The sequence below is a fragment of the uncultured Methanobrevibacter sp. genome (assembly GCF_947169325.1).
In the GTDB taxonomy this organism is placed as follows: Archaea; Methanobacteriota; Methanobacteria; order Methanobacteriales; family Methanobacteriaceae; genus Methanocatella.
In genome coordinates this window covers 1-12,398 of sequence record NZ_CAMVPN010000075.1, presented here as the reverse complement: position 1 = coordinate 12,398, position 12,398 = coordinate 1, and the positions used below count along the sequence as shown (strand labels likewise).

The window sequence follows — 12,398 nt, the reverse complement described above, 5'->3', positions numbered from 1 at the left end:
AAATTATAAATACCTTTCTCATACAAAAATAATACCATATAAAGCTTAGAGTTGAAATTATGAAGATTAAACACATCATACTAATATCGATTTTATTAGTGATTTTAACAATTGGAGCTGCCAGTGCATCCGACAATATTCTACCTGACAATCTGACAGTTGATGAAACGCAAGATCTTGAATTGAGCGTAGACGACACCAATACAATTGGTGATGATGAAAACGATTTAAATTATGGTGATCCGGAAGATGACCCTGAAGAAGACCCGGAAGACGATCCAGAAGATGACCCCGGATATTATGAAGAAGACCCTGAAGAACTCAGTTATCACATTAGCGTTAAAGAAAGATATGACATAACTGACCCTGATGGAACATTAATCAGTTATGTGTTCTACACCTGCGGGCAAAACGGAAGGCTTTCCATATTCATTGACGGCACAATGTATGCAAACGAAAACGTTTATGAATACGAAGAAGTAGACTATTCAGCAAGCAAATTGGGCCTGCCAAAACTGACCTATAAGAACTACACAGTCAATGTGGTGTATTCAGGCGACGACACCTTTGAAGGATTCAACGAAACATATACATTCACAGGAAACTGGGGATTTGATGCAATTAACATGAAAGAGAGTGAAGAAAAATACATTCTCGGATACGATGAAAACCTTGAAATCCGAATAGTAATCCCCAATTTTGCAGAAGGAAACATAATATATAAGATTAACGGCAAACAGTACACAATCAGTGCCTCTGAACTTGAAAGCCAGGGCTATGTCCTATCAATAGAGCCAAGTAAATTTAACCTTGGAAACAACACTCTTGAATTCAGTTATGTAGGAGACGATTACCCTTCAGAAACCATTTCAATGGACATCCCCCTTGAGATTAAAATCAGACTGGGGTCCGATTCAATTGCCTACAATGAAACCGCTTACGTCTGCATAAACATGCCTTCCGATGCAAAGGGCAATCTGAGTGTTTATGAAGCCCTCCTTGGTGACTTTGAACTTCTAAGATACAAGTTCATTGCATCAGCTCCTGTGATAAACGGATTTGCAAACATAACATTGGACAGTTTGAAGATGGGACGCACCGACATTTATGCAAACTATACCGGAAGCGACTACAATGCCAGTTTGGGAAAAGTCATTGATGTGGAAGGAGGATTCAGTTATTTCACTTCATATGTTGACGTAAATCCAATAATCAAAGTAAACCCCATATACGGCACTAAACCCGGCAATTTGACAATAACAATGCCTGAAGAGTACAGCGGCGTTTTGACATTGACCATCGGAGAATATGAAAACGAGGAAACACGCAGCGTCAATGTGACCAACGGATTCGGAAGCATTGAACTCTTTAACCTTGAAAGTGCTGAAGATGGTTTCGGAACCGAAATATATAAAACTTTGAGCGTGCATGTGTATTTTGATAATGAAGATTTCACATACCGTACCTCTTATGACATCATTAAGCTATCAGGCAACAGTCCGGACGTTAATCTTAGCATTTCATCATACGGCCCAACAATCAAAGGCCGCAGCTATTCATATTTTGATTTAGAAGGAATGCCTAGTGACGCCACAGGAGACATCAATGTATATGTGGACGGCGAGTTCCTTAAAAGGACAAACATAACAATCGATTCATGGGGGGGTACCTATATTGACAATACATTTAATTTGTCATTCCTTGATGTTGGAAACCACACCCTCAAGTTCGAATATCTTGGAGACAACAATTACAATCCGGCAAATGCCACCTGCACATTTGAAATAGTTGACGTGATCATGAGCATCCAGGATAACGAGTATACCATTTCCAACTACGACCACATCTACAGCATTGCCGATATCGATACCTGTTACAGTGATGGATATTATACCCTTGTTGTGGACGGCAAAGTAGTAAAAATGGATTTTATTAAAAAAACTCAGAATTCGAACGATATTACATTCAATTTCACCCGTGGAAAGCATGATGTCGAGCTGATTTATACTGCCGGAGACATCAGAAAATCAATGAAAAAAAGCATCAATGCGGTTTATGATATCGGATGGAATACTAATACTGATTCTGAAAGTGAAATCAGCGCCGGAGATAATCTGACACTGACATTCAATGTAAATAAAGAAGTGACAGGAAATCTGATCGTTAATGTGGATAAGGACTATGTAATCCCAATCGTGAACGGTGAAGCCAAACTGAACGTTTCAGGTCTTGAAATAGGAAAGTACAATATTAGTGTAAGATATGACGGTGATGAATATCCTGAACTGAGCGAAGAATGCGCCTCATTTTCAGTGGTTGAAAAGCATGGAATCTCAATCAATAACGAGTATCTAAAATATGGCGAGGACATTGTCGTCAGTGCAGATTACCCTCAAAACAAAACCGGAACGCTATATGTTCGAGACATAAATACCGGATTCAACGTGACAGTGAACCTTACAAATGGAAAGGCAAACATCACATTGACAAACCTGAGCTTTGGAGAACATGAGATATTCACAAGATTCAACGATGATAATGCAGAAGAATGGGAAGAAGCAGATTACCGTACATTCAATATCCTAGTCGCACCCCTCATAAACGGAGAAGTCAAGCGCTACAGCAAAGATTTCACCTACGGAGGCGAGGAAAACATAACCCTGGACATTGAACTGCCAAGCGATGCCAATGGAATACTTTATCTCTATAAAGTGAAAGGCGAAAGCTCCACAATGCTCGGCCAGTCAGATGTGGCGGCCGGAAAAGCGACAGTATCTATAGAAAACTTCACATTCCGAGAAAATAATTTCTACATCCGATTTGATGATGCGAAATACCATCTCTATGAAAAGATAGCGGAAGTATATGTAACATATAACATGACATATCCTAGAGAACTCACCGTTGGGGATGATGAGTACTTCATGATGAAAATCGCAAGCGATGCAATAGGGAACTTAACAGCGTTTGGAATGACAACAACATTCGAGAACGGAGTTGCTACAATACCACTCTCAAATCTATCTGCAGGAGACCATTATCGCGATTTAAGTTATACATACATATATGGTGGACAAAAATATATCTATAACGATTATGCGCAGAATTGGGGAGAACGACCGAGTATTACCGTTAAAAAACATGAATCCAAAGTTCAGCTTTCAGAGTCATCAGACAGATACATCATACAATTGAATGAAGACGCTACAGGAAACATCATCGTTGCGGCAGGAAACGACTGCTACATGATGGCGCTTTCAAACGGAAGGGCAAACCTTCATGAGCTGAACCTGAACAGCGATGAGGACATCCTCATCACCTACAGCGGGGACGACAAGTACGCTCCATTCACAAGACAGATTCTTAAAGATGAAATAATCAGCAGCAGGGATGATGCGGATTTAAGCGTTTCTGTTATAAGCGAAGGCAAAACAGCCACAATATCAGTTACAATCAACAACAACGCTACCGGAAGCGTGACAATCACTACATTAAAGGACAATGCAACATTCTCAAACGTTTCAGTGGCAATCATCAGCGGAAAGGCTGAGCATGTCCTTGAGGACTTAAAACCGGGCAGCTACAAGATTACAGTCACATATCCTGGCGATGAGGATTTCCTCCAATCAACTGCCTCAGCAGCATTCACAGTATCCAAAGACACTCCTGAAATCAGCGTGTCAGCAGGCGACATTACCTTAGGTGAAACAGAAGTCATAAGTGCGACACTTCCAAGTGATGCAGAAGGAAACGTCACATTCACACTGTCAGGCAGGACTGTCAGCTCACAGATAGCTAACGGCGTTGCATCATATTCATTTTCAGGTCTGACAAGTGCAGTATACACCGTCAATGTCCAATACTCAGGCGATTCGAAATACAGTGCAGCCTCAAAGAACAGGACATTCACAGTAAGGCCTAAGGTAAGCATTTCCCAGAACGTCACCGTTAAAGAGGATGCAAGAATAATAATGCAGTTTGAAAACAACATCACAGACACAATAGTAATCAAAATCGACGGCAAATCATTTGCAATTGCAGATATTGAAAACGGATCCGTGAACTGCACAATTTCAACTGTCAAGCTCGCTGCAAGAAACCATACAGTGACATTCGCATATGAAGGAGACCTCTTTGATGCCAATGTCCTCAACTACCTTGACGGGAACAAGTATCTGCCTGTGGAATATGAAATGTATCTCTCCCCAATCAAGATGAACAGTTCCACAGAACTTAAGCCGGACAATGAGAATACAATCATTATGGAATTCGGCGAAAACGCAACAGGTGTCGTTGAGGTATTTGTAAACGGCAAAAGAGTGATGATTGTTGAAATCATAAACGGAATTGCAAGAATTGACCTTTCAGCATACAAGGACGGAGACTATGACATCACATTCGTATACTCCGGTGACGATGTCTATGAAGGATTTACAAGGGAACTTAAACTCAAGAATGCAAAAATCACCGCAAAGGACACAAGCGTGCTTTATACTGCAGGCCAGAAATACTCAGTGACAGTCTATGACCGTGAAGGCAATCCTGCAGGAGGAGTGGAAGTGATCTTTAAAATCAAAAACAAGCAGGTGGGAAAGGCAAAGACAACCGCCAAAGGTGTAGCAACTTATAAGGTGGGAAACGTTCCGGGAACCTACAGCATAGCTGCAACCGCACTTGGAGCAAGCGCCACCAAAAAGCTGACCGTAAAACACCTGGTCAGCCTAAAGACAGTTACTGTCAAAAGGTCTGCCAAAAAGCTGATTTTAACAGCGACTTTAAGCAAGGTCAACAAGAAATACCTCAAAAACAAGAAGATTACCTTCAAGTTCAACGGCAAAAAATACACAGCAAAAACCAACAAGAAAGGAGTCGCAAAGGTAACCATAAAATCCACAGTGCTTAAAAAACTAAAAGCCGGCAAGAAGGTGACCTACCAGGCAACATACCTAAAAGACACCGTCAAAAAGACCGTGAAAATCAAAAAATAAGGACAACAAATCCTTATTTTACTTTTCTTTTTTAAATACCGACCGAATATCAAATGTTAAATACTCTTTTTGCAAAAATTATTATTATATATTCACGAATCGGGTTGAAATTATGAAGTTTAAACATGTGCTGCTAATATCTTTTTTATTAGTAATTTTAACAGTAAGTGCGGCCAGTGCGGCTGATATTAATGAAACTTCCAATGATGCAATTGGTATTGATATGGCATCTTCGGAAGTTAATGGAAGCGATAATGCAATTTTCCAATCATCAGCCAATGATGATATACTTGCAACAGGTGAAGGCTCTTTTAGTGAAGTTCAAACAATGATTAATGGAGCCAGTGATGGAGATACAATTGTACTTTCTAAAGACTATTTGGGAAGCGGAACAAATATTTTAGTCAATAAGGAAGTTACAATTGATGGAAACAATGCAACTTTTGATGCAAATTGCGCTTCAAGAATATTTTATGTTACATCTTCAAATGTTGTTATAAAGAACATCAATTTTATAAATGGGAATTCCACTTCTTCCAGTTATTATGATGGTGGCGCTATTCGTTGGGAAGGCACTAATGGGACTGTTTTAAATTGCAGTTTTGACAATTGCTCTGCTTCTGAGGATGGTGGTGGCGCCATTCAATGGGAGGGCGCTAATGGTTCTGTTTTAAATAGCCATTTTATGAATTGTCATGCTTATGATACTGGCGCTATAATGTGGGCCGGTGCTAATGGTTCTGTTGCGGGCTGTATTTTTGAGAACTGCTTCGTTACTTATTATGGTGCGGGAGCTATTGAATGGTATTTTAAAGCTGCTAATGGCCAGGTTTATAATTGCAGTTTCATTAATTGTTCTTCAATTTGGGGAAGCGGTGCGATTACTTATAGAAGTGACAATGGATCTGCTTTAAACTGCACTTTTACAAATTGTTCGGGCAGTAGTGCAGGTGCAATAATGTGTGATTCGGCTTATGTAGAGGGTTGCAGTTTTGTGAATTGTAATTCTCCTACAGGTGAAGCTGGCGCCATCATCTGGTTTGATGATGGAGGTTACATTTCCAATTGCAGTTTTGTGAATTGTTATTATGGAAACCATCCTTATAGTAACAGCGGAGGAGTTGTTGATATTTGGAATGAAAATCAAGTCATATCAAATTGTAAATTTGAAAGCGACTACAATGATGATTTTAATATTCCAATTAGGGGAGGAGTCATTTCCAATTGTACTGTCAATGGAATTTCTGTAACCTCTTTTGAATATTTACAATCCCTAATCAATAACTCTACAGACACATTAATAATTGGTCATGACTACTACAGCAATGGAAACCATATTATTATTTCCAAAAACATTACAATTGATGGTGCAGGCCACACTCTCGATGGAAATGAATTATCCAGAATATTTGAAATTACTGCAGAGAATGTAACTTTAAAAAACATTGTTTTTAAAAATGGTTATTCAGATGGATATGGTGGTGCAGTCTACTTCACAGGTAATGGTAATGTGACAAACTGTAATTTCAATGATAACAAAGCAAATGGTTATTATAGTATGGGCGGTGCTATCTGGATGTCTTCAGGCACTGTAACAGATTGTAATTTTGCTAATAATTATGTTTCTTTTGAGGGCGGCGCCATCTGGATGTATTCAGGTACTGTAACAAATTGTAATTTTGCTAACAACACTGCTCCTGATAAGGGCGGTGCAGTTGCCATCCATGATGAAGGCAATTTTACAAACTGTAGCTTTACTGATAACAAAGCAACTGGCGATTATGGTATGGGCGGTGCTGTCTATTTCACTGACGATTCATCCGGCAGTCTGATAGATTGTAATTTTACTAACAACACTGCAACTGTATTCGGCGGCGCTATCTATCTCGATCATTCTTCAACTGCTAAGGCAGTAAATTGTAATTTTATTAAAAACTCTGCTAAACAGGATGGCGGTGCCATATATGTACATGAGACCTGCACTGCTACTGTAACAAATTGTAATTTTACCAATAACACTGCTTCCAGTAATGGTGGTGCAGTTTACTTCGGCAACACTGGCACTATAACAAATTGTAACTTTACCAATAACTCCGCATCCGAGTCTGGTGGTGCAGTTTACTTCACAGGTAATGGTAATGTGACAAACTGTAATTTCACTAACAACACTGCTTCCAGTAATGGCGGTGCAGTTTACTTCAATAGTTTTGGCAGCGTGACAAACTGTAATTTTTATGACAACAAAGTAACCGATAATGGTAATGGTGGTGCATTTTACTTCTTCCAAAGTACTGAAAGCCATGTAACAAATTGTAATTTTATCAATAACAAAGCCGCAACTTGTGGTGCTTTCTTGATGGGTTTTGGTAGTGTGACAAATTGCAATTTTATTAACAACACTGCAACTAATGGTAATGGTGGTGCAGTTTACTTATTGGGCGATAGTATTGTGGCAAATTGTAATTTTACTAACAACACAGCATCCGAGTACGGTGGAGCTATTGCCTTTGAGTGGGCATGTAATGTGACAAATTGTAGTTTTACTAACAACTCTGCCGGTTATGGTGGCGCTATTAAGATGTATTCTGGTAATGTGACAAATTGTAATCTTACTAATAACTCTGCTCGTTTTGGTGGTGGTGCAGTTTACTCCAGGGATGATGGTAAAGTAACAAATTGTAATTTTACCAACAACGCCGCAAATGGTGATGGTGGTGCAGTTTACTTATATAATGCAGGTAATGTGACAAATTGTAATTTTATTAATAACAAAGCAACTGGTGGTTGGAGCAGTGGTGGTGCAGTTTACTTCAGGAATGGTGGTAAAGTAACAAATTGTAATTTTACTAATAACCAAGCTTCTGCTGATGGTGGCGCAGTTTGCTTCGGCGGTATTGGTACTGTAACTAGTAATGGCAATGTGGCAAATTCTAATTTTATAAACAACACTGCTTCCCGTTATGGTGGTGCAGTTTACTTCGGTAGTGAGGGCAGTGTGACAAATTGTAAGTTTTCTATTTCAAATTCCGGATTTGATATTAATAACTCTACTTCTTTAGAAACAGTTATCTTTAGAGGAACCCTCTCCAATTGTACTATAAATGGAGAACCTGTAAATACAATCAATGACACCAAATTTGAGACCAGAACAATACTGTCAGTCAATGCAACTCATCTAAGCATTGGAGAGAAGATTTCCATCATTGCAGATGTCTTGAACGAAACAAACGTCAACGGCAGCGTTGATGTGTTCATCAACGGCATTTTAATCGAAACCGTAAATTCCGGCGTGAAATATGTTCACGTTCCAAATGAAATAGGCACCTATTCCATCATGGCCAAATTCAAAGGCGATGCCAATTACACACAATCCCAATCCGCAAATAAAACATTTACTGTCGGGCCAAAAGTAAGCATCGAACAGAACGTCAGTGTCGGTGAAAATGGAAGAGTTGAAATGGAATTTGACAAGAACATTACCGACATCCTGGTAATCAAAATCGACGGAGATACATTTGCAGTTGCAGACATCGACGAGGGCATCGTCAACTGCACAATCTCCACATCCAAGCTCACCGCAAGAAACCATACTGTGACATTCGCCTATGAGAGGTCATTGTTTGACGCAAACGTCCTGAACTACTTTGATGAGAGCACAAAGCAATATCTTCCTGTGGAATATGAAATGTACCTCTGCCCAAAGACATCCAGTCAGGACACAGAAGTCAAAAACAACAACACAGTTATCATGCAGGTTGGAGAAAACGCAACAGGTGTCGTGAAGGTCTTTGTAAACGGTGCGGAAGTGATGATTGTTGAAATCGTGAACGGAATTGCAATAATCGACCTGTCCGCATATAAGGATGGAAACTACGACATCACATTCGTATACTCTGGGGACGACATCTATGAAGGATTTACAATGGAAATCGAACTCAAAAATCCAAAAATAAGCGCTAAAAACACAAACGCACTATACACTGCAGGCCAGAAATACTCAGTGACAGTCTATGACCGTGAAGGCAACCCTGTCAAAGGAGCGGAAGTGATCTTTAAGATAGGCAAAAAACAGGTCGGAAAGGCAAACACAGACACCAAAGGAGTGGCAACATACAAGGTAACCAACGTGCCGGGAAGCTACAAGATAACTGCAACTGCACTGGGAGCAAGCACAACAAAAACACTGACAGTAAAACACCTGGTAACCCTCAAATCAGTCACAGTAAAAAGGTCTGCTAAAAAGCTGGTGCTTCAGGCGACATTAGCTAAGGTCAACAAGAAATACCTCAAAAACAAAAAGATTACCTTCAAGTTCAACGGCAAAACCTACACTGCAAAAACCAATAAAAAAGGAGTTGCAAAGGTAACAATAAAATCAACAGTCCTTAAAAAACTTAAAGTGGGCAAGAAGGTGACCTACCAGGCAACATACCTAAAAGACACTGTCAAAAAGACAGCAAAAATCAAAAAATAAGGACCACAAATCCTTATTTTACTTTTCTTTTTTTAAACACAAACACCCAAATTTTAATAGCTTTCACTTACAAAAATCATATCATAACAAGTTTTTGAGGAAAATCATGAAAGCGAAACATCTGATACTGATATCTTTTCTATTGCTCGCATTAACTCTCGGCGCAGTTAATGCACAGGACAACGCCACATCAAACCCTATGGATGACGTTGATATTCTATACGACCAGATTGGCGATGAAGTGCTTACAAACGAAAGGCATGACCTGTACATCTACAACATACCGGACGAATGTGAAGCGGACGAATTCAACATCTACATCGACAACGATACAATAGACTATCACGGAAAGGACGTTGAAAAAGGGACTGAATTCAGGCACATCGAAGGATACTACAACTACAACCTCACAGAGGGCAACCACACCCTGAAATTCGAATTTATAGGAAACAAGCACTACAATCCTTATTCCAAGCTCATCAGCTTCAGGGCAACACCTGCAATCATAAGCATTCCGGATACCGTGGTTCAGGGAATATATGCCTCAAGGAATGTTGAAATCTTTTTGGCTGACGGAGTTGAAGGGGATTTTGAAATATATGCCGACGGCATGAAGCTGCACTCAGAGCAAATCGCCTCAAAGAGAAACTACAAGTATCCAATCGACTCCCTTTCCTTTGAAGACCATGAAATAGAGGTTCGAGCAGGCCCTGTTAAAGTCGAGAAGAGCGTAAATGTCACATACTATCTTGACGTTGAGCTTTACGGCAACGAGGCAGTGTATGTAACAACACCATGGGACGTCAAAAAGGATGTTGAGCTTTACATCGACGCTAAGAGATACGCATACTCTTCAAACGGCGTTACATTAACCGGAATCGGAAAGCACAATGTCACTGTCACATATCCGGGAGACGACACATATCCGAAAAGGACAATCAGCAAGGTTTTTGAAATCAAGGCCGAGCCCCAGATAATCGCCCCAAATACTGTTTATCTATATTGCGGTGAATCCAAAAGCATCACATTGACTGTCTATGAGCTTTCAAGCGTTTCAATCACATTCAACTCAAAGACAAACACATACAAACCAGTCAACGGAAAGATAACATTTAAAATCCCGAGTAGCCTTAAGCCTGGAAAATACACCCTTAAAGCGAAAAACAATCTGGTATATGCCCAGAGCACAATAACAGTCAAGCATGTCGTGACCCTCAAAAGCGTGAGCGTGAAAAAGTCCGCCAAAAAGCTGGTGCTTCAGGCAACACTCAAAAACAAAAATCCTATTAAAAAGAAAACAGTGACATTCAAGTTCAACGGCAAGACCTACAAGGCGAAAACAAACTCCAAAGGAATCGCCAAGGTGACCATCAAATCAAGTGTCCTTAAAAAGCTCAAGGTCGGCAAGAAGGTGACCTATCAGGCAACCTACGGCAAGGACACAGTCAAAAAGACAGCGAAAGTGAGGAGATAAACATGGATCAATGCGAAGATGGTGGATTTCTATTCATATCCCACTCACACAAGGACAAGGACAAAATCAGGCAGTTGAGAAATAAGCTGGAAGAGGAAGGCTACGAGCCACTGTGCTTCTATCTGAAATGCCTGGATGACCATCCCAAAGAGCTCAACGATTTAATCAAACGGGAAATCGATGCAAGGAAATGGTTCCTCTATGCGGTCAGCGAAAATTCAAGAACATCCCCATATGTCCAGAGGGAATGCAACTACAGAAGAAACAGCAAAAACAGCCAGATATGGGAATGGGATCTGGAATCCGGAAAACCTATTGATGAGATTTCAGACATCATCACTAAAGGCCTAAGGGTCAATGTCATCTATTCCCACAAGGACATGGATTTCACCAAAAAACTGGTTTGCAAATTAAGGCAAAATGATTTCCAAGTAAAATGGGACGGAGATTTAGATTCTGGAAGAGATTAGAGTGAACAATTGAATGAGAATGTTTTGGATGGAAGCAGATATGGTGCAAACATTGTAGTTTTAAGCAAAAACTCAAACAACTCTCCAATCGTCAACGCTGAAGTGAGATCAGCGATTGAAAATCAATCCCTAATACTTCCGGTATATATCGATGATGTGGAACTTGAAGGACATTTAAACTTATTTTTAAACGATATTCAAGGAATTTTCAACGAAAAGCCAATAAAGGATGAAAAGGATTTGGATATTTTCGCAGACAAAGTTGTTGAAGAGGTCCACAAAACTCTTGATTATAAGTTTAAACATTAGATAAAAGGAGATGATTCTCCTTAATCAATTTCTTTAGGAAATAGTCTGACTAATTCCCCATTTTCAAGTTCCTGGCGGGAAAACCCGCTGATTTCAACAGCCACATCCAAACCAAGATCTCTTTTAATCTTCAAAGCCATTTGAAAGGCACCAATCTCATAACCTTGCTCAATACCTTGCTCAATTAAACGTTGCTTATTTTGACGAACTGCAAGAGCTGTTGCTGACAAATCAATCACACTCCAAAAAAAAGAAAAAGGTGAAAAAAATCACCTATTTAATTTCTCATTTTCAAGCTTCTGGCGGGAAAAATCACTGAGTTCAAGAGCTTTCTCCAAACCAAAATTTCTTTTAATTTTCAAAGCCATTTCAAAGGCACCTTGCTCAATACCTTCATTAATTAAACGTTGCTTATTTTGATGTACTGCTATACGTGTTGCAGACAAATCAATCACCCTCCAAAAAAAAGAAAAGGTGAAAAAAATCACCTATTTAATTTCTCACTTTCTAACTCCTGGCGAGAAAACCCACTAAGTTCAATAGCTTTCTCCAAACCAAGATCCCTTTTAATTTTCAAAGCCAGTTCAAAGGCACCTTGCTCAATACCTTGCTCAATACCTTGCTCAATACCTTGCTCAATACCTTCATTAATTAAACGTTGCTTATTTTGATGTACTGCTATA

The 12,398-nt window shown here is 39.7% G+C and carries 7 protein-coding genes and 1 pseudogene; 5 read left to right on the top strand and 3 right to left on the bottom strand.

Annotated features, from left to right (window positions below; translation table 11 throughout):
- Nucleotides 1-98 precede the first annotated feature (98 nt).
- The 5 genes from Q0W26_RS09555 (at nt 99) to Q0W26_RS09535 (ending at nt 11,715) form a co-directional block, all read left to right on the top strand.
- Nucleotides 99-4,988 carry an Ig-like domain repeat protein gene (locus tag Q0W26_RS09555; protein ID WP_298524466.1) on the top strand — a complete coding sequence of 1,630 codons (4,890 nt, stop codon included), beginning with the start codon at nt 99-101 and terminating at the stop codon, nt 4,986-4,988.
- Nucleotides 4,989-5,100: 112 nt separating this feature from the next.
- On the top strand, nt 5,101-9,462 hold the full coding sequence (locus tag Q0W26_RS09550) for a right-handed parallel beta-helix repeat-containing protein (protein ID WP_298524463.1): 4,362 nt from the start codon (nt 5,101-5,103) through the stop codon (nt 9,460-9,462).
- Between the two features lie 106 nt (nt 9,463-9,568).
- Nucleotides 9,569-10,936, top strand: coding sequence for a hypothetical protein (locus tag Q0W26_RS09545; RefSeq protein WP_298524460.1), 1,368 nt, complete (start codon nt 9,569-9,571; stop codon nt 10,934-10,936).
- 2 nt (nt 10,937-10,938) lie between these two features.
- Nucleotides 10,939-11,406 (top strand): toll/interleukin-1 receptor domain-containing protein, encoded by a 468-nt coding sequence (locus Q0W26_RS09540; protein WP_298524458.1) that lies wholly within the window; start codon nt 10,939-10,941, stop codon nt 11,404-11,406.
- 9 nt (nt 11,407-11,415) lie between these two features.
- Nucleotides 11,416-11,715, top strand: a complete 300-nt coding sequence (locus Q0W26_RS09535; RefSeq protein WP_298524455.1) for a hypothetical protein — start codon at nt 11,416-11,418, stop codon at nt 11,713-11,715.
- Between the two features lie 20 nt (nt 11,716-11,735).
- On the opposite strand, the gene Q0W26_RS09530 is transcribed toward Q0W26_RS09535, so the two are convergent.
- From Q0W26_RS09530 to Q0W26_RS09520, 3 genes and pseudogenes are all read right to left on the bottom strand, one after another.
- Entirely contained in the window at nt 11,736-11,945 is a 210-nt protein-coding gene (locus Q0W26_RS09530; RefSeq protein WP_298524452.1) for a hypothetical protein, read from the bottom strand.
- 39 nt (nt 11,946-11,984) lie between these two features.
- Nucleotides 11,985-12,161 (bottom strand): hypothetical protein, encoded by a 177-nt coding sequence (locus tag Q0W26_RS09525; RefSeq protein ID WP_298524449.1) that lies wholly within the window; start codon nt 12,159-12,161, stop codon nt 11,985-11,987.
- Between the two features lie 38 nt (nt 12,162-12,199).
- Nucleotides 12,200-12,398 (bottom strand): annotated as a pseudogene (locus tag Q0W26_RS09520) (hypothetical protein); the annotation flags it as partial.